The following is a 22,395-nucleotide window of genomic DNA, read 5'->3' on the forward strand; positions in this document are numbered from 1 at the left end:
TTATCCGTGATTGATCATCACATGCCGGACGGCCGTATAGTCCTCCAGCGCGTAGATCGACATGTCCTTGCCATAGCCGGATTGCTTGATGCCGCCATGCGGCATTTCGTTGGTCAGCATGAAATGGGTGTTGATCCAGGTGCAGCCATATTGCAGGCGGGAAGCAGCTTTCATGGCCTTGGAGATGTCCTTGGTCCAGACAGAAGAGGCAAGGCCATAATCGCTGTCATTGGCCCAGGTGACGGCCTGATCGTCTTCAGCGAACCGGGTGACCGAGACGACAGGGCCGAACACTTCGCGGCGGACGATTTCGTCTTCCTGGGTGGCGCCGGCAACGACGGTGGGTTGGAAGAAGAAGCCGTCCTTGCTGCCGAGATTGCCGCCGGTGGTGATCTCGATATGCTTCTGCTCGGTGGCGCGCTCGACGAAGCTTGCCACCCGATCGCGCTGGCGCTTGGAGATCAGCGGGCCGATCTCGTTTTCGGCGTCGTCTGCGAGATTGTACTTGATCGTGGAGACGGCGGAGGTGAGGTCGGCGACGAGCTTTTCGTAGATGCCGTCCTGCGCATAGATGCGGCAAGCGGCGGTGCAGTCCTGACCGGCATTGTAGTAGCCGAAGGTGCGGATGCCGTTGACGACGGCTTCGAGGTCGGCATCGTCATAGACGATGACTGGCGCCTTGCCGCCGAGTTCCAGATGAGTGCGCTTGACGGTTTTTGCGGCCGCCTGCAGCACCTTCTTGCCGGTGGCGATATCGCCGGTGATCGAGACCATGCCGATCTTCGGGTGGTTGATCAGCGTGTTGCCGACGGTATCGCCGCGGCCGAGGATGACGTTGACGACGCCTTCCGGCAGGATGTCGGCCAGCAGGCGCGCCATCTTCAGCGCTGTCAGTGGCGTCTGTTCCGATGGCTTGAAGACGACGGTGTTGCCGCCGGCAATCGCGGGCGCCAGCTTCCAGGCCATCATCAGCAGCGGATAGTTCCACGGTGCGATCGAGCCGATGATGCCGACGGGATCGCGACGGATCATCGACGTATGGCCAGGCAAGTACTCGCCGGCAACAGTTGCATGCAGGTTGCGGATGGCGCCTGCGAAAAAGCGCCAGCAGTCGACGATGGCGGGCAGTTCATCATTGCGCACGGCATTGATCGGCTTGCCACAGTTCAAGGCTTCCAGTGCCGCAAAGGCATCGGCGTCCTTCTCAATGGCGTCGGCGATCTTCAGGAGGTAGCCGGAGCGCTCGCCGGGCGTGGTCATCGACCAGGTGGAAAAGGCCTTTTCGGCGGCATCGACGGCGCGCTCGATCTGCGACTGCGAGGCCTCGGCGAGATCGATGATCTTTGCGCCGGTACGCGGGTTGAGGATCAATTCCTCGGCTTCGGTGCCTGCCTCGAACTGTGATCCGATCAGCAATTGTGTGTCCATGTCGTTCTCCCTTAATTGCTGGCTTGTTTGTTGGCGTCTGTTTCTGCCGGAAAACCGGTGAGTATTTTCCCGGAACAGGCGCGGGATTATTTGCCTGCACCGGCGATCTGGTCGCCGTCGCGGGTGAGGTAGTAGGCGGCCAGGATCGGCAGGAAGGTGACCAGCATCACCACCATGGCGACGACGTTGGTGACCGGCCGTTGGCGGGGGCGGATGAGTTCTTCCAGCATCCAGATCGGCAATGTCGATTGCTGGCCGCCGGTAAAGGTGGTGACGATGACTTCATCGAAGGACAGGGCGAAGGCGAGCATGCCGCCAGCCAGAAGCGCCGTGCCGATATTCGGCAGAATGATGTGGCGGAAGGTCTGAAAACCATCGGCGCCGAGATCCATGGAGGCCTCGATCAGCGAGCCGGAGACGCGGCGGAAGCGGGCGACTGCGTTGTTGTAGACAACGACGATGCAGAAGGTCGCGTGGCCGAGCACGATGGTCCAGAAGGAGGAGGGGATATCGGCCATCGAGAAGGCAGAGCGCAAGGCGATGCCGGTGATGATGCCGGGAAGGGCTATCGGCAGGATGACCAGAAGCGAGATGGTTTCGCGGCCGAAGAAGCGTGTCTGGCTGACGGCGGCAGCGCAGAGTGTACCCAACACCAAGGCGATGGCCGTGGCGATGGTGGCGACCTTGACGGAGAGCGTGAGCGCCGCCCAGACATCCGGCCGGTTCCAGGTAACGGCAAACCATTGCAGCGTCAGGCCGGGCGGCGGAAATTGGTAGCTCTTTTCCTCGGTGGTGAAGGCATAAAGGAAGATCAGCAGGATCGGGATATGCAGGAAGGCGAGCCCGCCGATGGCGGCGATCTTCAGGCCAAGCGGGGCGGTGGTGGAGCGGTCAGAGCGCATCGAAGGCTCCCATGCGTTTGGCCATCCAGAGATAGAGGCCCATGATGACGATCGGGACGACGGTGAAGGCGGCGGCGAGCGGGATGTTCCCCGCGGTGCCCTGCTGGGCGTAGACGGCCTGACCGATGAACAGCCGGGACGAGCCGACGATCTGCGGGATGATGTAATCGCCGAGTGTCAGCGAAAATGTGAAGATCGAGCCGGCGACGATGCCGGGCAGGGCAAGCGGAAACAGCACATGGCGGAAGGTCTGTTGCGGTGTGCCGCCGAGATCGGACGAGGCCTCGATCAGGTTGCCCGGTACGCGTTCCAGCGCGGCCTGGATCGGCAGAATCATGAAGGGCATCCAGACATAGACGAAGACGAGGAAGGTGCCGGTATAGCTGACCGACAGCGAATTGCCGCCGATGATCGGCAGGGAAAGCCAGCCGTCGAGCAACCAGAGCAGATGGAGCTTGGTGAAGGCCCAGGTGAGAATGCCTTCCTTGGCAAGGATCAGCTTCCAGGCGTAGATCTTGACGAGATAGCTCGACCAGAGTGGCAGCATGATGCCGAGATAGAACACGGCCTTCCATTTTCCCTTGGCATAACGGGCGGCGTAATAGGCAATCGGAAAAGCGATCAGAGCCGAAAAGATCGTGACCACCGCTGCCATGGTGATGGTGCGGACGATGATGTCGAAATTGGCGTCCGAAAGCAGTTGCTTGTAGGTCGAAAGCGTGAACTCGTAACTGATCAGGCCCGAGAAATCATCGATTGAGAAGAAGCTCTGCAGCAGCAGCGCAAACAGCGAACCGAGATAGATGATGCCGAGCCAGAGGACGGGCGGGCCAAGCAGGATCACGAGAAGAACGTGCGGGTGCTTCCACAGGAAGTCCGATATCCGTCCCGTCAGGCCCGGCCGGTTCGGCATGATTGCCGCGGGAGTGGCGAGCGCGCTCATGCTTCCTCCATCAGGTGAAGGTCGTTGCGGGAGAACGCGAGTTGCACGTCCGCGCCGATCTCGGGAACCGGCATGGCGGCGGGGCTGGCGACGATGATCTTCTCGCCATTGCAATCGACGCTGACACGGTTGGTCGCGCCCAGAAAACTGCGGGCGGTGACGGTGCCGGGCAGGCTCAGCTGTTCGGCCCAGGAGGTGCCAATGGCAATGGCTTCCGGGCGCAGGCTGGCGGCTTTTGCCGGAACCCCGAGCCGGGCGCAGATGGCGCTGGAGAGTACATTGGAGGAACCGACGAAATCGGCGACGAAACGGGTCTGCGGCCGCTTGTAGATATCCTCGGGCGTGCCGAGCTGCTGGATCTTGCCGTCGTTGAACACGGCGATCCGGTCGGCCATCGACAGGGCTTCACCCTGATCATGGGTGACGAAGACGAAGGTGATGCCGAGCGATTTCTGCAGGCTCTTCAATTCTTCCTGCATCTGTTCGCGCAGCTTGAGATCAAGCGCACCGAGCGGTTCGTCGAGCAGCAAGACCTTGGGCTTGTTGACCAGGGCACGGGCCAACGCCACGCGCTGGCGCTGGCCGCCGGAAAGCTGGCCGGGGCGGCGCTGGCCGTAGCCGGGCAGTTTGACCATGGCGAGCGCATCTTCGGCGGCCTTCCTGCGTTCGTCCTTGCCGACGCCCTTGACCATCAGGCCATAGGCGACATTGTCGAGGATGGAGAGATGCGGGAAGAGGGCATAGTCCTGAAATACCGTGTTGACGCTACGGCGATAGGGCGGCACGCCTTCTGCGGTTTCGCCAAAAATCTCGATATGGCCGCCGGTCGGCTGCTCGAAGCCGGCCATCAGGCGCAGGCAGGTCGTCTTGCCGGAGCCGGAAGGGCCAAGCATGGCAAAGAACTCGCCGGCTGCGATTTCAAGATCGACCGCATCGACGGCCTTGACGGCACCGAAATGGCGCGAGACGTTTTCGAACAGGACGGCGGCGGTCATGGGGACTCCGTAGATAATGATCTCCATCCTCATCAGCGATGAAGAGTAACAAGTAGTGGCGGCTGGTTCGGACAACTCCCTCCCCCTTGTGGGGAGGGTTGGGGAGGGGACTTTCTTCTCGAACAAGAAAACCCCTCCCGGCCCTTCGGGCCACCCTCCCCACAAGGGGGAGGGAAAGATCAGAAATCAGCGCCCGCCGATGACGCCGATATAGTCGGAGACCCAGCGGTGATAGGGGACGCATTCTGTCTCACTGGCGCATTTCGAAGTCGGCGTCTTCCAGAACTTCACCTTGTCGAAATCATCATAACCATTGGCCTTGCAGCCGCCGTCGGTGAGAAGTTCGTTGCCCTTGCAGGCCGCTCCTACGGACGGGTTGGCGCCGAACCAGGCGGAGACATCGCCCTGAACCTTGGGCGACAGCGAATGTTCCATCCACATATAGGCGCAGTTGGGATGTTCGCTTTCGGCATGCAGCATCGTTGTGTCGGCCCAACCGGTCACGCCTTCTTCTGGAATGGTCGAGGCGATCGGCTGTTTTTCCGCCTGCAGCAGATTGACCTGGAACGGCCAGGAGCCGGAAGCGACGACGCCTTCGTTCTTGAAGTCGTCGATCTGGATCATCGCGTCATGCCAGTAGCGGCTGGCGAGCGTGCGCTGGACGCGCAGCACGTCAAGGGCTGCCTTGTACTGGTCTTCGTTGAGTTCGTAAGGGTCCTTGATGCCAAGTTCCTTGTTGTGGAACATCAAGTAGTTGGCGGCATCGGCCACATGGATCGGGCCATCATAGGCCTGAACGCGGCCCTTGTTCGATTTGCCATCGGGCAGGGTCATTTCCTTGAAGACGACATCCCAACTCTTCGGCGCTTGCCCCTTGAAGGTGTCGGTATTGTACATCAATACGTTCGGACCCCAGACGTAGGGAACACCATAGTGGACACCGTTGACTGTGTACCACGGCGACGACTGCATGCGTTCATCGACAGTCTTGAAGCTCGGGATCAGGTCGGTGTTGATCGGCTGGACACGCTTGCCGGCAACAAGGCGGAGCGATGCGTCACCAGAGGCGGTAACGAGGTCGAAGCCGCCTTCATTCATCAGCGCGACCATTTCGTCGGAGGTCGCAGCCGTCTTGACGCTGACCTTGCAACCCGTCTCTTTTTCGAAGCTGGTGACCCAGTCGTAAGACTTGTCAGTCTCGCCGCGCTCGATATAGCCGGCCCAGGCGACGATCGACAATTCGCCTTCGCCCTTGCCGAGTTCCTTCAAGGGTTCCTGTGCGAAAGCGTGGGTTGCGAAAGCGAGCGAAAGGGTGAGCACGGTGCAGGATTTCAGAATCTGCTTCATCTTCAGTCTCCCGTTTTGGTGTCCGAATTTTTCGGTCTTGTTCCCAAAACGAAAGGTGCCTCGATTTCGCCGCTTTCGCAAATTCATTAATCAGAATGGCGTTATCGGATTTTCCGATATCGTCCCGAGTTATCGCGGCCGGCCGCTGCGTAGGGCCTCGGCCACCCCGATGAAATCCTTGGCCGCTTGCGGAAGGCCCGAGCCCTTGCGCCAGACCATGCCAACCTGAACGACGGGCAGGGCGCCGGAGACATCGCGGCTTTCGATCCGGTCGCCTTCCAGAGACCAAGGGCGGTAAACCAGATCCGGCAAAAGGGCGATGCCGGCGCCGGTCGCCACAAGGCTGCGCACCGCCTCGACGGAGCGGGTGCGGAAGGCCACATGCGGGCGGGCGCCCAGCGCGGTCAGGAGCTTGCCGGTATTTTCCTCGATTTCATCGACCGTCAGCATGATCAACGGTTCCCTAGCGATATCGGCGACCGAAATAATATCGGCGGACACCAGCGGATGGCCGAGCGGCAGCCACAGACGATAGGGCGAGGTCTCGATGATTTCCGCCTGCAGCGCCATGCGATCGCGCAGATTGGAGATGACCATGACGGCAACATCGAGTTCGCCGCCGATCAACAGGTGCTCGAGATAGGAGCCATTGTCCTCGATGGCGCTGACCTCGACACCGGGGCAGGCGCGGCGGTAGCGGGCGAGCAGATCGGACAACACGTAACCGGCAACCAGTGAGGTGACACCGAGATTGAGCTTACCGCCGGTGCGCTCTTCCCGCTCCTGCGAGAACGAGCGGCGTGCATCGGAAACACCGGCGAGAATCTTGGTCGCGTGGCGCAGGAACTGGTGGCCATTATGGGTGATATGTAGCCCGCGCGGATGGCGCTCGAACAGTTCGACGCCAAGATCGGTTTCCAGCTCCTTGACAGCCTCTGTGATCGAGGATTGCGAAATCGACAGGTTCTGTGCCGCACGCGTGACCGAGCCCTGTTCGGCGACGGCGATGAAATACTGAAGCTGACGGAGCGTGAAGGCCATGATCTAGCTAACACGGTTGCGGGGGGAGATGGCAAGGTGCTGAAAGACTTCGCTTCGTCATCGATTGGCGGGTGCAGCCGTCAGAAGCGTTTCGGAATGCCGGTTTCTGAATAGTACATGGAGATGGATTTGATAGGTTCACTGTAATGGATGCAGGAAAAGCTCATGGATTCGATATTTTCAAAACCAATCCCCACCGAACCCGGCATCCTCGCCTTCCACAAGCGCTGCGAAGCGTTCTATCCGGCCGATGCCGTCGATGCGCCGATCGGGCAGCAGCGGGAATGGTATAACGCGCTCTGTGCCGAGTTCGACGCTCCGTCACCGGAAGGGCTGACGCGACAAGACGAGATGGTGGGCGATCGCATTCCGGTTCGCCGCTACCGGCCGGCAGATATCGCGACGCAAACAAGGATTTTCTATATTCACGGCGGCGGTTTTGTCGTCGGTTCGCTGCAAAGTCATGATGCCATCTGCGCCGAGATTGCCCATGCGGCAAAGGCGGAGCTGGTCTCCGTCGATTACCGGCTGGCACCGGAGCATGTCTGGCCTGCAGCGTTTGACGATTGTTTTGATGTTTTGTCGTGGCTGCTCGCTGATAGGCGGCCGCTGGTTGTTGTTGGGGACAGCGCGGGTGGTAATCTGGCAGCGGGAATGACGTTGAAAGCCAAGGCGGCGGCGCTGAGCGGCATCGTAGGCCAAGTTCTGATCTATCCGGGACTGGGCGGCGATCTCGTCTCCGGCTCTTATGTTGAAATGGCGGAGGCCCCGGGCCTGACGACCGCCGATGTTGCCTATTACCGGGATGTCCTGAAGGCTCCGGCGGAAAACGCCTTTGCCCATCCCTTGAAAGTAGCTGATTTTTCCGGCCTTCCGCCAGCCTACATCACATCGGCGCATTTCGATCCGCTGCGCGATGATGCGGCACTTTATGGCCAGAGGTTGATTGCTGCGGGTGTCAACGTCACATACCGCGACGAGCCGCAGATGATCCATGCGTGGCTGCGCGCCCGTCATATGAGCGAGGGCGCGCGGGACGGTTTTGTGCGGCTGTGCCGTGGTGTCAGCGATCTTGTTGGGACGCTGTGATCAGCCTTTGGCCTTCAGCACCAGGACCGGCTTGGCGCTGAATTCGGTCGGAAACAGCGCCTTGAGGTTCTCGATCTTCGGCATGTCGTTGTAGACGATATAGGGGTAGGTCGGGTTGAGCGTTAGGAAATCCTGGTGGTATTCCTCGGCCGGATAGAAGGCGGTCATGTCGGATACCTTGGTGACGACCGGTTCGCCATAGACCTTCGCCTTGTCGAGCTGGGCGATGTAACTCTCAGCGATCTTCTTCTGCTCGCCGCTGGTCGCAAAGATTTCCGAGCGGTATTGGGTCCCGTGGTCCGGTCCCTGATAATTCAGCTGCGTCGGGTTGTGTGCGACCGAGAAATAGATCTGCAGCAACTGGCCATAGGTGACCATCTTCGGATTATAGGTGACTTCGACGGCTTCGGCATGGCCCGTATTGCCGCCGCTGACGGTTTCATAGGCGGCGGTATCCTTGGTGCCGCCGGAATAGCCGGAGACCGCATTCTTGACGCCCTTCACATGCTGGAAGACGCCCTGAACGCCCCAGAAGCAACCGCCGGCAAAGACGGCTTTCTCCGTGGTGGCCGTCGAGGCTTCATCGATGGCGGGCGGGGGGATGACTACGGCTTCCTCTGCGGCGTTGCTGAAGGTCGAGGATATCGAAAACATTGCCGCAGCAATGGCTGTTATGCCGGTAAATCCCAAAATGAACGGGCGTTTGGTTGCATCCGAAATTCTGTCTTTTTCAAGCTGCGGCATGCTAGTCCTCCTTCGATGGCCTTGGACCCCTGGCAGGGCAGTGCGCTACTGATCGCAGCGATATGCGGCCTTGCTTTATGAGCAAACTCTGGCCAACAGAGGCAGGCGGGTCAAATCGCAAATGCGTGCGTAACGCCAAAGTGACAGGCCGGAGATGAGGATACACGTCCGTGTGATCCGGCAGAGATTGAAGAAGGGGTATAGACATGAGTGGCATTACCGATCTCGAAATACTGTTGCGCGAGATGCGGCCGGATTTGCGCCCGGGCGATTATGTCTATTGCAGCGTCCCGGCTGAGGACGCCAGCTGGCTTTCGCTGAAGCCGCTCGGCTTCTTTCGCGAGGATGAGGGGCTGACCCTGATTCTGGACAAGGCCGATGCCGACAAGGCAGGCCTGACTTATGGTTTGGTGATGCGCTGCATCACGCTGACCGTGCATTCTGCCCTGGAGGCGGTTGGTCTGACGGCGGCGGTTGCGGTGGCACTGACGCGGCATGGCATCAGCGCCAATGTGGTCGCGGCCTATCACCACGACCACATTTTCGTGCCTGCTGATGATGCGGAGCGGGCGCTTGCGGCCCTGGCAGAGGCCGCGCCCGTTCTCACATGAAGTCGCGCGGCACGCGCGTTTCGCCGAAGGTCTTTTCGAAGATCTTCGTCTCTCCTTCGAAGGCAACCACGGAAGCCGAGGTCAGCCACTCGGTCGCCGTGCAGGCGATCCGCGAGACCGAAACCGTCTTCACTGACCAGTTTTCGCGTTTGGCAATGCAGGTCCAGGTCGAAGTGCCTGTCATCGACAACGGATCGTCCGCTGCGATTGTCCAGGTTTCGTCGCGGATATCCTGTGTGGCAAGGCCGGTATCGGGATGTTCGGTCAGGCCGCCGTCCTCGTAGATATAGTAGTGCGTCTGGCCGGTGGTCATATCGCGCTCGACCCGGCGGCTGGTGCTGCCGGCCGTGCGCTCGATGTATTTCGGCAGCGGATCGGGATTGGCAGGCTCAGGCATGGTAATCGCCCGATGTTCGCCGAGTTTCGGCAGGGCCAACCCCAGTGAAGCGAGATCGAGCGTCAAGCCGGGATCGGACGGTGCGGGCAGGACCATCGGCCAGTATGCGGTCGAAAGTGACAGCCGGATGCGATGGCCCACGCCGAAGCGATAACCGCAGGCATCGAGTACCAGCTGCACTCTTGTCTTCTTGCCGTGCTCCATCGGTTTTGGCGCGGCATTGCCGTCGCGATGGGCGAGGTTCAACACGCCGAAGGTGACGCGGGTGGCGGTGCCATCCGGATGGACGTCGACGACACGGGCGATGAGATTGGCCCAATCGGCATCGCAGGCGAGCTCGACCGTCAACACCGGCTGGCCGAGATAATCGACGGCCTGCGTCAGTGGCGCCGTTTCGAAGGTCAATGATCCGGCGTCGTCGCTGCGCTGGTCGCCAGCCATCTCGGCATCGGGCTTCAGGGTGAACCATTCACCGGACGCTGTGCCGGTGTCGAGCGGCGATTTCAGATAGGCGTTGTGATCATGGGCGCCCGCAATCGGCATGCCCTCGTTGAGACTGCCGAACTGATCGACATAGAAGGTCTGCATTTCCGGCGGACGCCATTCGTCCTTGGCGATCCAGAAGCCGGGATCGGCGTTGCGGCGAAGCGCCGGTTTCGGACCATCAAGGATGTAGGCGCGCATCTGCGGCAGCGCCTCGACGCCGGTTTCCTCGCCGCGCAGCCAATGGTTCCACCAGGCGATCGCTTCGCCGTGGAAATCGGCACGCGGTTTCGGCCAGGCAAAATGCGGATATTTGTGCACCCAAGGGCCGATCAGGGCCTTTACTTTGCCGCACAACCCCTCGGCGGCCTTCATCGGGGTATTGCGGTAGCCGTCCGCCCAGCCGGCAATGACCATGGCGGGAACCGGAAAACCTTCGAAATCCTCGCAGATCGAGCCATGTTCCCAAAAAGCGTCCCGGCGTTGATGCTGGAGCCATTCTTCCATGAAGTAGGGCTCGTTTTCCAGCCGCTCCAGCCACATCTCTTTCCATGTGTCGCCGACCAGTGCCGGATCGGGCGAACGCGACTGATAGGCCAGCATGGTCGCCGCCCAGGAGAGCTGGGCCGAAAGATGCGTGCCGTTCTTGTAGTGGATGTCGTCATTGTAGCGATCGACCGTGGAGGCGATGGAGATCACCGCCTTCAGTGCCGGGGGCCTCAGGGCGGCCACCTGCAGGCAGTTGAAGCCACCCCAGGAGATGCCCATCATGCCGACATTGCCGTTCGACCAGGGCTGGGCGGCGATCCAGGCAATCAGCTCGCAGCCGTCGCTCAGTTCGCGCGGCGTATATTCGCCGTCGATAACGCCGTCGCTTTCACCGGAGCCGCGGATATCGACGCGTATGCCGGCGATGCCGGCGGCCGCAAACATCGGATAGGTGGACTCGTCGCGGGCATTGGTGCCGCCGCGCTTGCGATAGGGCAGGTATTCGAGAACGGCCGGAACGGGGCTCGTATCGGCACCATCCGGCATCCAGATACGGGCGGAAAGCCGGGTGCCGTCGGCAAGAATGATCCACTCGTTCTCGATCAGGGTGAAACTGCGTTTGGACATGCTATCCATCTCTGTCATTCCGCTCTTAATTCTCGAACCAGACGCGGCTTGCGACATAGCCGTTCGAAAGATCATTGCCGATGTCGTGGACAAAGCCCTTCAGCGAAGCGGAAGCCGCGTTCACATAGTCGTTGAAGACCGGCAGGATGAGGCCGCCTTCGTCTCTGACTGTCAACGCCATGGTGCGGTAAAGCTCCTTGCGCTTGGTTTCATCAAGCTCGGAGCGGGCTTGTAGCAAGATCTTGTCGAAATCCTCGCGCTTGAAGCGGGTGTCGTTCCATTCGGCGGTCGAGAGATAGGATGTCGAATAGCGCGAATCCTGCGTCGGGCGGCCACCCCAATAGGAGGCGCAGAACGGCTGGACATTCCAGACATTGGTCCAATAGCCGTCTTCCGGCTCGCGCTGGACCTCGATCTGAATGCCGGCCTTGGCAGCACTTTCCTGAAACAGCACCGCGGCATCGACAGCGCCGGCAAAGGCGGCGTCCGAGGTGCGCAGCGGGATCGGCCGGTCGTGGCCGGATTTCTTGTAGTGAAAGGCCGCCTTGTCCGGATCATAGGCGCGCTGCTCGATCCCTTCCGGCGCCAGCGCGTAGTTCTCGTTGACCGGATAGTCGTTGCCGATCTTGCCGTAACCGCCGAGGATGCGGTCGAGAATGGCCTGGCGGTCGATCGCGTATTTCAGCGCCAGCCGCAGGTCGTTGTTATCGAACGGAGCTGTGTCGCAGTGCATCAGGAAGCTGTAGAAGCCCTTGCCCGCAGTTTTCAGGATCTCGACCTTCGGCGCCCGCTTCAGCATCGGGACTGTCTTTGGATCGACGTTATTGATGAAATGCACCTGGCCGGATGCAAGCGCTGCGACGCGCGCCGTGTTGTCGTTCATCACGATGATTTCGACGCTATCGACGAAACCGCGATCCGAGCGCCAATCGGTGGTGTTCTTTTCGAAGGTGGAGCGCAGACCGGCTTCATAGCTGGTCAGCTTGTAGGGGCCGGTTCCGACTGTCGAGGTCGGGTTGCTGACGCCGCCACCCGGCTGGATGATCAGGTGATAGTCGGTCAAGATCAGCGGCAGATCGGCATTGCCTTCCGTCAGTGTCAGGACGAGTTCGCCGGCCTTGTCTTCGATCGTCTTGATCGAGCGCATCAGGCCGAGCGCGCCGGACTTTGAACCTTCGTCTGCATGGCGCTTGAGGGTGGCGATCACGTCGGCGAGGGTCAGCGGGCTGCCATCATGGAACGTCACACCGCTGCGCAGCTTGAATGTCCAGACCGACGCATCGGGCGAGGGGCTCCAGGATTCGGCAAGCGAAGGCAGGGCAGCGCCTGTGGTCGGATCGGACTCGACCAGAGTGTCGCCCCACAGATGGCCGATGGTGAAGAGGACGGAGCCGCTATAGGTGGCCGGGTCGAGCGAATCCGTGGTGGCGCCGCCCTTGAGGCCAAGCTTGAGATGGCCGCCGCGCTTGGGTTCTTCGGCGCGGGCCATGCCGGCGATCAACGTGCCGGAGAAGCCGGCCGCAAGACCGAGTGCCGCCGTGCCGCCCAGGAACGTCCGGCGGTTGACGCCGCCGCCCACAATCAGGCTGTCGGGCTTGTTGGTGAAATCACGCATGCGCTGTTCCCTTTATGGCTGGTTTTTCGAAGGGAAACGTAACGGGAAACGTCCCAAGCACAATTTCGCGACTTGACGCTGGTTTAAGCGACTTTACGCTATATGAAAATCGAAAGGGACCGACTCGTGACGGACAGTGACGCTTTTACCGAAAATCTGCGTTTTGCCTGCGCCACGCGGCCATCGATCTCGCAGATTTGCCGGGAAATCGGCATCAACCGCCAGCAATTCAACCGGTATATTTCCGGCGAGGCCAAGCCGTCGGCGCACAACCTTGCCCGTATCGCTGTATTCTTCGGGCTAGGGGCTCAGGACTTTTTGCTCGCCGTGCCCGAATTCCAGACACGCATGACGCGTCCGTTGCAGCGCAAGGCTGATGGTGGCGTTTTGCTGGAAGGGCTTCCGGGCGACCTGGTGTCGCTTCGCCGTCACCTGGGCTACTTCCAGACTTATCATCTTTCGCCGTCGTGGCCGGGTCTCGTCGTCTGTTCCTGCGCCCGGCTTCTCGAGGAAAACGGTTCCGTTCACGTCAAGTCAATCGAACGCATCCACGATGCCGCCCATGAAATCCGGCAATACTCGAAATATATCGGGCTTGCGGCTTTCTTGAGAAACCGCGTTTTCATCACCGAACGTAGCGTCAGCCGGCAGCCGATGATGTCGCAGACGATCCTGATGCCGTTCGAGGTACATCAACGGGTCTATCTGCGCGGCGTCACTATGGGGGTCTCCTGGCGCAAGGAAAACCTGCCTTATGCCTCGCGGGTCATCTGGCGCCACCTCGGCACAAATCCGGACAAGCGGCAGGTACTGTCCCGCTGCGGCGTGCTGCCGGAGAATGCGCGACAATTGCCGGCGACAGTGCGGGATTACCTTGATGCCCCGTCGTCCGGCATCCTGTCCGTTCCGGAAATTTTCTGAACTCGCATCAGGCGTAGCCGGTCGCGCTGGCGTTGGTTTCGTCGTAGGGTTCGGGCGATGAAAGATGGGAGGACGGGATGAGGACTGTTGCCGCCGGATTGCTGCTGTTCGGACTGTCCGCCTTGCCGGTTCTCGGCGAGGATGCTTCGCCGCTTGCCGGTTGCGCACTGTCCGGCGCATCCAGCGTCTTCATCGGCGGTGCGCCAGCACTCAGGCTGTCGGACGTCGTCAATTGCCCGGCCGATCTCTACGAAATCGTTCCGGGCATCATGATCGAAGGGCAGCCGCTGGTGCGCGTCCGTTCAGGGACTTCGGAAAAGGCGGATTGTACCGCCAAGGGCGAAACGACCGTCATGGCAAACAATCAGCCGATGCAGCGGCTGGGTGATGTCGCCTGCACCACAAAATGAGCGTGAGATCCTTCCCTTCTATGGGGGCATGGAGGGAAGGCCATTCTTGTCTGATCAGTTTCCGGCGCTTTCCATCCGGCGGGTGGTCAGGACCTTTTCCAGCCAGCCGATCTCCATTTCCGGAACCGACTTCAGCAGCAGGTCCGTATAGTCATCGAACGGTGGCGTGAGCACTTTCGACTTGGGTCCGAAACGGACGAGCTTGCCGCGGTGCATGACGGCGACCGAGTCGGCGATGGCGCGGACAATTGCTATGTCGTGGGTGATAAAGACATAGGAAACAGCGGTTTCCTCCTGAAGCCTCAGAAGAAGATTCAAGATGCCTTCCGCCACCAGCGGGTCGAGCGCCGACGTTGGTTCGTCGCAAAGGATCAGTTCCGGCTTAGCCGCCAGCGCCCGTGCAATCGCCACGCGCTGCTTCTGGCCACCGGACAGTTCGGCCGGGTAGCGGTCGAGGAAGCGGTCTCCCATCTCGATCTGATTGAGAAGCTCCTTCACCCGCTCGGTCTTTTTCGCGCCATGCAGGCCGTAGTAGAACGAGATCGGCCGGCCGATGATATCGCGCACGGTCTGGCGGGGGTTCATTGCCGTGTCAGCCATCTGGTAGATCATCTGCACGCGGCGCAGTTCTTCCTTGCTGCGTCCATTCAGCGCTTTTGGAAGCTGCTTACCGTCGAAGGTGATCATTCCTTCCGAAGGCGGCAGGAGCCCGGTGATGACGCGGGCGAGCGTCGATTTTCCGGAACCGCTTTCGCCGACGATCGCCAGTGTCTGGCCCCTGGGCAGGTGCATGGACACGTCATGCAGAACCTTGAAGCCGTTGCCGTAGCCGGCGCTGACATGATCGATCTTCAGGAGCGTATTGCTCTGATCCTTTGCTTCCTCGCGCTTGGCCTGGCGGACGCTGACGAGGGCGCGGGTATAGTCCTCGTTCGGTGCCTCGATGATCTGCTTGGTCGTTCCGTATTCGATGGTCTTTCCATGGCGCAGCACCATGATGTCATCGGAAATCTGGGCGACGACGGCGAGATCATGGGTGATGTAGAGGGCGGCCGTATGGGTTTCCTCAATCGCATGCTTGATGGCGGCCAGAACGTCGATCTGGGTGGTGACGTCGAGCGCTGTCGTCGGCTCGTCGAAGACGATCAGCTCGGGGTTGGGGCAGAGTGCCATCGCCGTCATGGCGCGCTGCAGCTGGCCGCCGGAGACCTGGTGCGGATAGCGGTCGCCAAACGTTTCCGGGCTGGGCAGGCCGAGAACCTTGAAGAGATACAGCGCCCGCTTTTCCGCTTCGGGCCGGGTCATGATCTTGTGGCGCAGGGCCGCCTCGATCACCTGTTCGCCGAGCTTGTGGGCCGGGTTGAAGGCGGCGGCCGCCGATTGCGCCACATAGCAGACCTTGCAGCCGCGGATGGTGCGCACACCATCGCGGCCGAGCGTCAGGATGTCCTTGCCGTTCAGCAGGACCTGGCCGCCGGTGATCGCCGCACCACCACGGCCATAGGCAAGCGCCGAGAGGCCGATGGTGGACTTGCCGGCGCCGCTTTCACCGATCAGACCGAGCACCTTGCCCTTCTGGACGTCGAAGGAGACATTTTCAACCAGCGTCACCGTCTTTGGCGGTTCACCCGGCGGATAGCTGGTGGCTTCGATCTTCAGGTTCTTGACAGACAGCAGATCAGGCATCGCCGCGCCCTCCCTTGAGGCTCGAGGTTCGCTTCATCAGCCAGTCGACGACGAGATTGACGCAGATGGCAAGGCCGGCAATCGCGCCGCCCGGCACCAGGGCCGCCGAGATGCCGAAGATGATGCCGTCCTTGTTGTCCTTGACCATACCGCCCCAATCGGCGGCTGGCGGCTGGATGCCAAGGCCGAGGAAGGAGAGGGTGGACAGGAACAGGATAGAAAACGCGAACCGCAGGCCGAATTCGGCCAGCAGCGGCGAGAGCGTATTCGGCAGGATTTCGCGAAAAATGATCCAGCGCGTTCCTTCGCCGCGCAGGCGCGCTGCCTCGACGAATTCCATGACTGCGACATCGAGCGCCACGGCGCGGCCGATGCGGAAGACGCGGGTACTGTCGAGAATGGCCATGACAAGGATCAGGATCCAGAGTTGCTGCGGCAGAACCGCAAGCACCACCAGCGCGAAGATCAGCGTCGGGATCGCCATCATCAGATCGTTGAAGCGTGAGAACAGCTGATCGATCAGGCCACCGGTGACGGCAGCCGTGAACGACAAGAGCATGCCGAGCGAAAACGAGATGACGGTTGCTGCAAGGGCGACGAAGATCGTCGTCCTTGCGCCGAAGATCAGGCGGGATAGAAGGTCACGACCCAGATTATCGGTGCCGAGCAGGAAATCGCCACCCATCGGCAGCCAGATATCGCCGACGACATCGCGTTCGCCGAACGGCGCGATCCAGGGCGCGAAGATGGCGCAGAACAGGGCCAGGGCAATGCCGATGAGGCCGACCCAGGCGCTGAGGGGAATGGTGCTTAATCTCATCGTGGGTGCCTCAATCTCGGATTGGCGAGGATGGCGAGAATATCCGCGGCCATGTTGAGGAAAATATAGAAGGCGGCAAAGATCAGGCCACAGGCCTGCACCACCGGCATATCGCGAACCGTCACCGCATCGACCATGTACTGGCCCATGCCCGGATAGACGAACACCACTTCCACGACGACGACGCCGACCACGAGGTAGGCGAGGTTGAGCGCAATGACGTTGATGACCGGGGCAACGGCGTTGGGAGCGGCGTGCTTGGCAATGATCCGGAAGGCGCTCAGCCCCTTCAGTTCTGCCGTCTCGACATAGGCCGACGACATGACATTGAGGATGGCCGCGCGGGTCATGCGCATCATATGGGCGAGAACGACGAGCACTAGCGTTGCGACGGGCAGCGCGATGGCCGAGAGACGTTCGCCAAAGCTCATGCCGTCATAGACGGTGGCAGGGAAGGTCGCGACGCCCATCTGGACGGCAAAGAACAGGATCAGCAGATAGCCGACGAAGAATTCGGGCAAGGAGATTGCCGCGAGAGAGACGACATTGATGATCTTGTCCGGCAAACGGTTTCGATATTGCACGGCAAGCATGCCGAGCCCGACCGCCAGCGGCACAGAAATGATCGCGGCGAAGAAGGCGAGGAACAGGGAGTTTCCGAGGCGTTTGCCGATCTGCTCGCTGACCGAATTCTTGCTGGCCCAGGATTTTCCGAAGTCACCTTGCAACGCGCCGCCGAGCCAGCTGAAATAACGCTCCGTCACAGGACGGTCGAGACCGAGATCCTTGCGGATGTTTTCGACAGCTTGTGGTGTTGCCGATTGACCGAGATAGGTCGTGGCGAAATCGCCAGGCAAAGCTTCGACGCCGCCGAAGATCATCAGCGATACGGCAAACAGAAGACCAACGCTTAGACCCAGCCGCTGGACGATGAGCGCCGCCAAGGGGCGGCGAAGGGTGAAACGGCGCCAGAACGTGCCGGTAACGACCCCTGTCGGGGGCGTTACCATAGTTCCGGAAACGGGCGCCTGCTGCGAGAGGCTTTCGCCTCCCGTAGCCGGACCTGTTGTCTGCGCCGGACCCGTGACCGGTCCGCCCGCCATCAGGCGTCGAGCCAGACGCGAGTTGCGACGAAGCCGTTGGACATGTCGTTGCCGACGTCCTTGACGTAGCCCTTTACCTGCTTGGTGCTGGCGTTCACGAAGTCGTTGAACATCGGCAGGATGACGCCGCCTTCGTCGCGGACCATCGTTGCCATTGCCGTATAGAGTTCCTTGCGCTTGCCATCGTCAAGCTCGGAGCGGGCTTCGAGCAGCACCTTGTCGAAATCAGGACGCTTGAACCGGGTGTCGTTCCAGTCCGCGGTCGACAGATAGGCGGTGGAATACATCAGGTCCTGCGTCGGACGTCCGCCCCAGTAGGAGGTCGAGAATGGCTGGACGTTCCAGACATTGGTCCAGTAGCCGTCGCCCGGCTCGCGCTTCACCTCGATGTTGATGCCGGCCTTCTTGCAGCTTTCCTGGTAGAGCACGGCCGCATCGACGGCACCCGGGAACGCGACGTCGGACGTGCGCAAGAGAACCGAACCGTCGTGACCGGACTTCTTGTAGTGGAAGGCCGCCTTGTCCGGATCGTAGGTGCGCTGTTCGATGCTGTCGGGGAACAGGGCGTAGGTCGAGTTGATCGGGAAGTCGTTACCGACCTTGCCGTAGCCGCCGAGGATCTTGTCGACCATCGTCTCGCGGTCCATGGCGTATTTCAGCGCCAGGCGCAGGTCGTTGTTGTCGAATGGCGCCGTGTTGCAATGCATGATGAAGACGTAGTGGCCGCGGCCCGATGTCGAGAGGATTTCGACATTCGGCGCGCGCTTCAGCATGCCAACGGTCTTCGGATCGACACGGTTGATGAAATGGACCTGACCGGACGAGAGCGCAGCCATGCGGGCGGTCGCATCGTTCATGACGATGATTTCGACGGAATCGACGAAGCCGCGATCGGTGCGCCAATATTCCGGGAATTTTTCGTAGGTGGCGCGGACGCCGGGTTCCCAGCTCATCATCTTGTAGGGACCGGTGCCGATGCCGGCTTCCGGATCGTCGAGACCACCGTTCGGCTGGATCACCAGATGATAGGCGCTGAGCAGCAACGGCATGTCGGCGTTGCCCTCGTTGAGCGTCACCACCAGATTGCCGCCGTCGGCCTTGATGTCCTTGATCGATTTCATGACGCCAAGAGCGCCGGATTCGGATTTTTCGTCGGAATGCCGCTTCAGTGTTGCCACGACGTCATCGACGGTCAGGTCCTTGCCATTGTGGAACTTGACGCCGCTGCGGATCTTGAAGGTCCAGGTGACAGCGTCTTTCGAAGGTTCCCAGGATTCGGCCAGCGACGGCACGGGCGCACCGGTGAACGGGTCGGATTCGACGAGCAGGTCGCCCCAGTTGTGACTAGACACAAAGGTGACCTGCGACAGGTTCTTGCCCGGATCCTTGCTGTCCGTGGCCGAGCCGCCTTCAAGGCCAAGCTTGAGGTGGCCGCCCTTTTTCGGTTCCTGTGCCGAGGCGCTGGTGGCAAACAATGTGCTGGCGCTGGAGAGCGCGACACCGGCAGCCACGGTACGGCCGATAAATTCGCGGCGGTTCATCTTGCCCATCATCACCTGATTGGCGAGGTAGTTCTTGTAATCGCTCATTCCCCTGTTCCCTTTGTTGATGGCTTTTCGCCGTTTTTCTTTATTGTTTTCAATCTTTGCCGATCGTGTGTTTGCTAGAATGCATGCCCGAGGGCGGGTAGGCCAGTCACATTTGCGGGTTGGTTTGCCGCAATCGAGCCTTTCGCGAAATGGGGATTTCCTGCACCGAAAACCCCGTTGAAATTAATGGTATATTCTGAAGTACACTCTGTATTCACATAAAAATTTGGCAATTTACATAAGTCTGGCTTATGATTGAAAGCCGAGTGCAATCGTCCCACATCCTTTCGTTGTGGCGGTTTGAGGCCGTTATTTTCCCTTCCAGACCGGATCGCGTTTTTCCGAAAAAGCCCGTGCGCCTTCCAGCTGGTCGTCGCTCGAATAAAGAATGTCGACCGTCTTGAACTGGCGCTTGGTGATCTTGTTCATCGTCGTCTGGAAATCCTCGCCTTCGGCGGCGCGGACCACTTCCTTGATGGCGGCGTAAACCAGCGGTGGGCCGCTTTCGAGCAGGCGGGCGAGGTCCCAGGCGCGCTCCATCAGTTTGTCAGCGGGCAGAATTTCGTTGACGAAGCCCCAGCGATTGGCCTCGGCTGCATCCAGCCAGCGGCCGGTGAACAGCATGTCCATGGCGATATGGTAGGGGATGCGCTTGGGCAGCTTGATCGAGGCAGCGTCGGCAACGGTGCCGGAGCGGATTTCCGGCAGGGCAAAGGTCGCGTGTTCGGCCGCAAGAATCATGTCGGTCGAAAGCGCAATCTCAAGCCCACCGCCACAGCAGATGCCGTTGATGGCGGCGATGACCGGCTTGTTGAGGTCGCGCAGTTCCTGCATGCCGCCGAAACCGCCAATGCCGTAATCGCCATCGACCGCGTCACCGCCGGCTGCGGCCTTCAGATCCCATCCTGGACAGAAGAATTTTTCACCGGCGCCGGTAATGATCGCGACACGCAAGCTATCGTCGTCGCGAAAGCCGGCAAAGATTTCGCCCATGATGCGGCTGGTCACCAGATCGATCGCATTGGCCTTCGGCCGATCGATGGTGACTTCGAGAATACCGCCTTCGCGGCGGGTTCTGATAGGTCCGGTCATAGGGTCATTTCCTTCGACGGATCAGGGCATCGGCTGCAACGGTTCCAGACCCTTGCGGCAAGACCATGATAGGATTGATATCGAGTTCTTCGAGCTTTGAAGCGTTTGCAGCGACATAGGATGCTACAGCAGCGACAGCTGTAATAAGGGCAGCCACATCGCCTGCCGGACCGCCGCGATAGCCATTGAGCAGCTTTCTGATTTTCAGGCCGGAAATGGCCTCACCGATGGCCTCCCGTGTCGTTGGAAGGGTCAAAATCGCCGAATCTTCCAATAATTCCACCAGAATGCCGCCTGCGCCGATGGTGAGGACCAGACCAGCAACGGGATCGCGCAGGGCGCCGGCGATGATCTCGGCGACCGGTTTTGCGATCATTTTTTCGACGAGATAGCCGGATGCGACAGTTTTCATGGCGCCGGCTGCCTCCAGAACCGACTGGCGGTCACCGAGGTTGAGCTTGACGGCACCTGCTTCGGTTTTATGGGCGACGCCAAGGCCCTTGAGGACCACCGGGAATCCGAGAGATTCCGCCGCATCGGCTGCCTCATCCGCGGTGGCTGCGGTTTTTCCGATGGGTACGACGAGGCCGAATGCCGCCAGCTCAGCCTTTGCCTCGTTCTCGCTGATCGTGATGATTTCACCTTCTTCCGCGCCTGCGGACAGAAGTGGGGCGGGCGCCGGTTTAGCCCAGATCTCACCGATACCGGCCGAGATTTCGGCGGCGGCGAGGGCTTCATCGATGCCAGAGAAGGCAACGACGCCCGACGCCATCAGAGACAAAGCTGTTTCTTCCGGCATGTTTTCACCGAGGCTGGCGACGATGCCGGCAACGGCCCCGGTCGCCTTGGCTGAGGCGATGACTGCCTCGCAGGTGGTGTTCCAGTCTGCGGCGTCGCAGCGGTCCTGACGGGGGAAGTCGAGAACGATGAGGTTCAGCGCGTAATCGCCTTTCATCATCGCGGTAAACGCCGTCGTTTGTTTTTCGAGGTTACCCCAGACGAAGGTGTGGTAGTCGAGCGGATTGGCGATCGTGACCATTTCGCCGAGGCTTTCGCGCAGCGGTAGGCGTTGTTCGGCCTTCAGCGCCCGGAATACGGTCTTCCGCTTCACCCCGGCGTCGGCCATCAGGGATGCTTCGCCACCCGAGCAGCTCATCGATGAGATGTCGAAGCTTTTCAGCGGTGGATGCAGGTGGAGCAGTTTCAGGGTTTCGAGTAGCTCCGGCAGCGTATCCACCCGGCCGATGCCGAGACGTTCGAGAACGGCGCCAGAAACGGCGTCATTGCCGGCGAGCGAAGCGGTGTGCGAAACCGTTGCCAGCTGGGCGGCTTCGGATTTGCCGACCTTGAGGGTGACGACCGGTTTTTTCAGTTCGCGCGCCCGCATTGCCAGCCGCTGCAGAGCCTCGATGCTGTCGAAACCCTCGATATGCAGGCCGACGGCCGTGACGCGCGGATCTTCGAGCGCTGCGATCGCAAGCTCCGAGAGCCCCGTCTGCGCCTGGTTTCCGGCCGTCATGATATATGCGAGCGGCAGGCCGCGCATCTGCATCGATATGTTGCAGGCGATGTTTGACGATTGCGTGAGAACGGCGACGCCGCGCTCGACGCGCTGCATGCCGTGCTGGTCCGGCCAGAGCAGGGCGCCATCGAGCGCGTTAATGAAGCCATAGCAGTTGGGGCCGACGATCGGCATGTCACTGGCCGCTGTGACCAGCGCTTCCTGCAGGTCGTTTCCATCGGCGAGTTCGCTGACGGCCTCGCGAAAGCCGGAGGCATAGCAGATGGCGCCACCGGCACCCCGGGCAGACAGGTCGCGGATGATGTCGATGGTCAGCTGGCGGTTGACGCCGACAAAGGAGGCGTCAGGGGCCGCTGGAAGCTCGGCCACCGAGCGATAGCAGCGGCGGCCGAGGATTTCGCCCTGCTTCGGGTGCACAGGCCAGATATCGCCGGTAAACCCCATCTTGTCGCATTGTTCGATGACCCGGCGTGCTTCCTTGCCGCCGAAGACGGCGATGGATTTGGGCCGGATCAGACGGTCGAGAGAGCGTGTCATGGAT

Annotated in this window: 19 protein-coding genes; 4 read left to right on the forward strand and 15 right to left on the reverse strand. The window is 60.6% G+C overall.

Annotated features, from left to right (window positions below; genetic code table 11):
- The 6 genes from ACSQ3J_RS09090 to ACSQ3J_RS09115 form a co-directional block, all read right to left on the reverse strand.
- Window positions 1-1,428, reverse strand: a complete 1,428-nt coding sequence (locus ACSQ3J_RS09090) for a gamma-aminobutyraldehyde dehydrogenase (protein ID WP_436039007.1) — start codon at window positions 1,426-1,428, stop codon at window positions 1-3.
- Window positions 1,429-1,514: 86 nt separating this feature from the next.
- Window positions 1,515-2,330 carry an ABC transporter permease gene (locus ACSQ3J_RS09095; protein WP_436039008.1) on the reverse strand — a complete coding sequence of 272 codons (816 nt, stop codon included), beginning with the start codon at window positions 2,328-2,330 and terminating at the stop codon, window positions 1,515-1,517.
- A complete protein-coding gene (locus tag ACSQ3J_RS09100) occupies window positions 2,320-3,273 on the reverse strand; it encodes an ABC transporter permease (protein ID WP_060506673.1) in 954 nt (317 codons plus the stop codon). The genes ACSQ3J_RS09095 and ACSQ3J_RS09100 overlap by 11 nt, the downstream gene beginning before the upstream one ends.
- Window positions 3,270-4,268 carry an ABC transporter ATP-binding protein gene (locus ACSQ3J_RS09105; protein WP_060506674.1) on the reverse strand — a complete coding sequence of 333 codons (999 nt, stop codon included), beginning with the start codon at window positions 4,266-4,268 and terminating at the stop codon, window positions 3,270-3,272. Before ACSQ3J_RS09105 ends, ACSQ3J_RS09100 begins: the two co-directional genes overlap by 4 nt.
- Window positions 4,269-4,454: 186 nt before the next feature.
- A complete protein-coding gene (locus ACSQ3J_RS09110) occupies window positions 4,455-5,615 on the reverse strand; it encodes an ABC transporter substrate-binding protein (RefSeq protein ID WP_060506675.1) in 1,161 nt (386 codons plus the stop codon).
- A gap of 129 nt (window positions 5,616-5,744) precedes the next feature.
- Entirely contained in the window at window positions 5,745-6,656 is a 912-nt protein-coding gene (locus ACSQ3J_RS09115; RefSeq protein ID WP_060506676.1) for a LysR family transcriptional regulator, read from the reverse strand.
- 165 nt (window positions 6,657-6,821) lie between these two features.
- On the opposite strand from ACSQ3J_RS09115, the gene ACSQ3J_RS09120 reads away from it, so the two are divergent.
- Window positions 6,822-7,745 carry an alpha/beta hydrolase gene (locus ACSQ3J_RS09120; protein ID WP_436039009.1) on the forward strand — a complete coding sequence of 308 codons (924 nt, stop codon included), beginning with the start codon at window positions 6,822-6,824 and terminating at the stop codon, window positions 7,743-7,745.
- Here the strand turns inward: ACSQ3J_RS09120 and msrA are convergent, their stop codons facing one another.
- Window positions 7,746-8,399: a peptide-methionine (S)-S-oxide reductase MsrA gene (gene msrA / locus ACSQ3J_RS09125; protein ID WP_060506794.1), complete on the reverse strand. Its 654-nt coding sequence runs from the start codon at window positions 8,397-8,399 to the stop codon at window positions 7,746-7,748.
- Window positions 8,400-8,695: 296 nt separating this feature from the next.
- On the opposite strand from msrA, the gene ACSQ3J_RS09130 reads away from it, so the two are divergent.
- Complete coding sequence (locus ACSQ3J_RS09130) at window positions 8,696-9,100, forward strand: ACT domain-containing protein (RefSeq protein WP_060506678.1); 405 nt, start codon at window positions 8,696-8,698, stop codon at window positions 9,098-9,100.
- On the opposite strand, the gene ACSQ3J_RS09135 is transcribed toward ACSQ3J_RS09130, so the two are convergent.
- The gene (locus ACSQ3J_RS09135; RefSeq protein ID WP_436039010.1) at window positions 9,093-11,096 is read right to left on the reverse strand and encodes a CocE/NonD family hydrolase; all 2,004 of its coding nucleotides are present in this window, start codon (window positions 11,094-11,096) and stop codon (window positions 9,093-9,095) included. The two genes, ACSQ3J_RS09130 and ACSQ3J_RS09135, sit on opposite strands and share 8 nt — an antisense overlap.
- 25 nt (window positions 11,097-11,121) lie before the next feature.
- Entirely contained in the window at window positions 11,122-12,711 is a 1,590-nt protein-coding gene (locus tag ACSQ3J_RS09140) for an ABC transporter substrate-binding protein (protein ID WP_060506679.1), read from the reverse strand.
- Window positions 12,712-12,837: 126 nt separating this feature from the next.
- Here ACSQ3J_RS09140 and ACSQ3J_RS09145 point away from each other — a divergent pair, with 126 nt between their 5' ends.
- Window positions 12,838-13,632, forward strand: a complete 795-nt coding sequence (locus ACSQ3J_RS09145; RefSeq protein WP_436039011.1) for a helix-turn-helix domain-containing protein — start codon at window positions 12,838-12,840, stop codon at window positions 13,630-13,632.
- A gap of 77 nt (window positions 13,633-13,709) precedes the next feature.
- A complete protein-coding gene (locus ACSQ3J_RS09150; RefSeq protein ID WP_060506681.1) occupies window positions 13,710-14,042 on the forward strand; it encodes a PAAR domain-containing protein in 333 nt (110 codons plus the stop codon).
- Window positions 14,043-14,096: 54 nt separating this feature from the next.
- On the opposite strand, the gene ACSQ3J_RS09155 is transcribed toward ACSQ3J_RS09150, so the two are convergent.
- From ACSQ3J_RS09155 to ACSQ3J_RS09180, 6 genes are all read right to left on the reverse strand, one after another.
- Window positions 14,097-15,728 carry an ABC transporter ATP-binding protein gene (locus ACSQ3J_RS09155; protein WP_060506682.1) on the reverse strand — a complete coding sequence of 544 codons (1,632 nt, stop codon included), beginning with the start codon at window positions 15,726-15,728 and terminating at the stop codon, window positions 14,097-14,099.
- Entirely contained in the window at window positions 15,721-16,548 is an 828-nt protein-coding gene (locus ACSQ3J_RS09160) for an ABC transporter permease (RefSeq protein WP_060506683.1), read from the reverse strand. The genes ACSQ3J_RS09155 and ACSQ3J_RS09160 overlap by 8 nt, the downstream gene beginning before the upstream one ends.
- Window positions 16,545-17,558, reverse strand: coding sequence for an ABC transporter permease (locus ACSQ3J_RS09165; protein WP_436039224.1), 1,014 nt, complete (start codon window positions 17,556-17,558; stop codon window positions 16,545-16,547). The genes ACSQ3J_RS09160 and ACSQ3J_RS09165 overlap by 4 nt, the downstream gene beginning before the upstream one ends.
- A gap of 92 nt (window positions 17,559-17,650) precedes the next feature.
- Window positions 17,651-19,240 (reverse strand): ABC transporter substrate-binding protein, encoded by a 1,590-nt coding sequence (locus ACSQ3J_RS09170; protein ID WP_436039012.1) that lies wholly within the window; start codon window positions 19,238-19,240, stop codon window positions 17,651-17,653.
- Between the two features lie 309 nt (window positions 19,241-19,549).
- A complete protein-coding gene (locus ACSQ3J_RS09175; RefSeq protein WP_436039013.1) occupies window positions 19,550-20,332 on the reverse strand; it encodes a carnitinyl-CoA dehydratase in 783 nt (260 codons plus the stop codon).
- A gap of 4 nt (window positions 20,333-20,336) precedes the next feature.
- Window positions 20,337-22,391, reverse strand: coding sequence for an acetate--CoA ligase family protein (locus tag ACSQ3J_RS09180; protein ID WP_436039014.1), 2,055 nt, complete (start codon window positions 22,389-22,391; stop codon window positions 20,337-20,339).
- Window positions 22,392-22,395: the final 4 nt, after the last annotated feature.

The organism is Rhizobium sp. LjRoot98 (genome assembly GCF_964252935.1).
Lineage (GTDB): Bacteria > Pseudomonadota > Alphaproteobacteria > Rhizobiales > Rhizobiaceae > Pararhizobium.

Bases quoted from the DNA above. Each gene is read 5' to 3' on its own strand.
- ACSQ3J_RS09090 (WP_436039007.1), bottom strand. From the start codon at position 1,428: ATGGACACACAATTGCTGATCGGATCACAGTTCGAGGCAGGCACCGAA.
- ACSQ3J_RS09095 (WP_436039008.1), bottom strand. From the start codon at position 2,330: ATGCGCTCTGACCGCTCCACCACCGCCCCGCTTGGCCTGAAGATCGCC.
- ACSQ3J_RS09100 (WP_060506673.1), bottom strand. From the start codon at position 3,273: ATGAGCGCGCTCGCCACTCCCGCGGCAATCATGCCGAACCGGCCGGGC.
- ACSQ3J_RS09105 (WP_060506674.1), bottom strand. From the start codon at position 4,268: ATGACCGCCGCCGTCCTGTTCGAAAACGTCTCGCGCCATTTCGGTGCC.
- ACSQ3J_RS09110 (WP_060506675.1), bottom strand. From the start codon at position 5,615: ATGAAGCAGATTCTGAAATCCTGCACCGTGCTCACCCTTTCGCTCGCT.
- ACSQ3J_RS09115 (WP_060506676.1), bottom strand. From the start codon at position 6,656: ATGGCCTTCACGCTCCGTCAGCTTCAGTATTTCATCGCCGTCGCCGAA.
- ACSQ3J_RS09120 (WP_436039009.1), top strand. From the start codon at position 6,822: ATGGATTCGATATTTTCAAAACCAATCCCCACCGAACCCGGCATCCTC.
- msrA (WP_060506794.1), bottom strand. From the start codon at position 8,399: ATGTTTTCGATATCCTCGACCTTCAGCAACGCCGCAGAGGAAGCCGTA.
- ACSQ3J_RS09130 (WP_060506678.1), top strand. From the start codon at position 8,696: ATGAGTGGCATTACCGATCTCGAAATACTGTTGCGCGAGATGCGGCCG.
- ACSQ3J_RS09135 (WP_436039010.1), bottom strand. From the start codon at position 11,096: ATGTCCAAACGCAGTTTCACCCTGATCGAGAACGAGTGGATCATTCTT.
- ACSQ3J_RS09140 (WP_060506679.1), bottom strand. From the start codon at position 12,711: ATGCGTGATTTCACCAACAAGCCCGACAGCCTGATTGTGGGCGGCGGC.
- ACSQ3J_RS09150 (WP_060506681.1), top strand. From the start codon at position 13,710: ATGAGGACTGTTGCCGCCGGATTGCTGCTGTTCGGACTGTCCGCCTTG.
- ACSQ3J_RS09155 (WP_060506682.1), bottom strand. From the start codon at position 15,728: ATGCCTGATCTGCTGTCTGTCAAGAACCTGAAGATCGAAGCCACCAGC.
- ACSQ3J_RS09160 (WP_060506683.1), bottom strand. From the start codon at position 16,548: ATGAGATTAAGCACCATTCCCCTCAGCGCCTGGGTCGGCCTCATCGGC.
- ACSQ3J_RS09165 (WP_436039224.1), bottom strand. From the start codon at position 17,558: ATGGTAACGCCCCCGACAGGGGTCGTTACCGGCACGTTCTGGCGCCGT.
- ACSQ3J_RS09170 (WP_436039012.1), bottom strand. From the start codon at position 19,240: ATGAGCGATTACAAGAACTACCTCGCCAATCAGGTGATGATGGGCAAG.
- ACSQ3J_RS09175 (WP_436039013.1), bottom strand. From the start codon at position 20,332: ATGACCGGACCTATCAGAACCCGCCGCGAAGGCGGTATTCTCGAAGTC.
- ACSQ3J_RS09180 (WP_436039014.1), bottom strand. From the start codon at position 22,391: ATGACACGCTCTCTCGACCGTCTGATCCGGCCCAAATCCATCGCCGTC.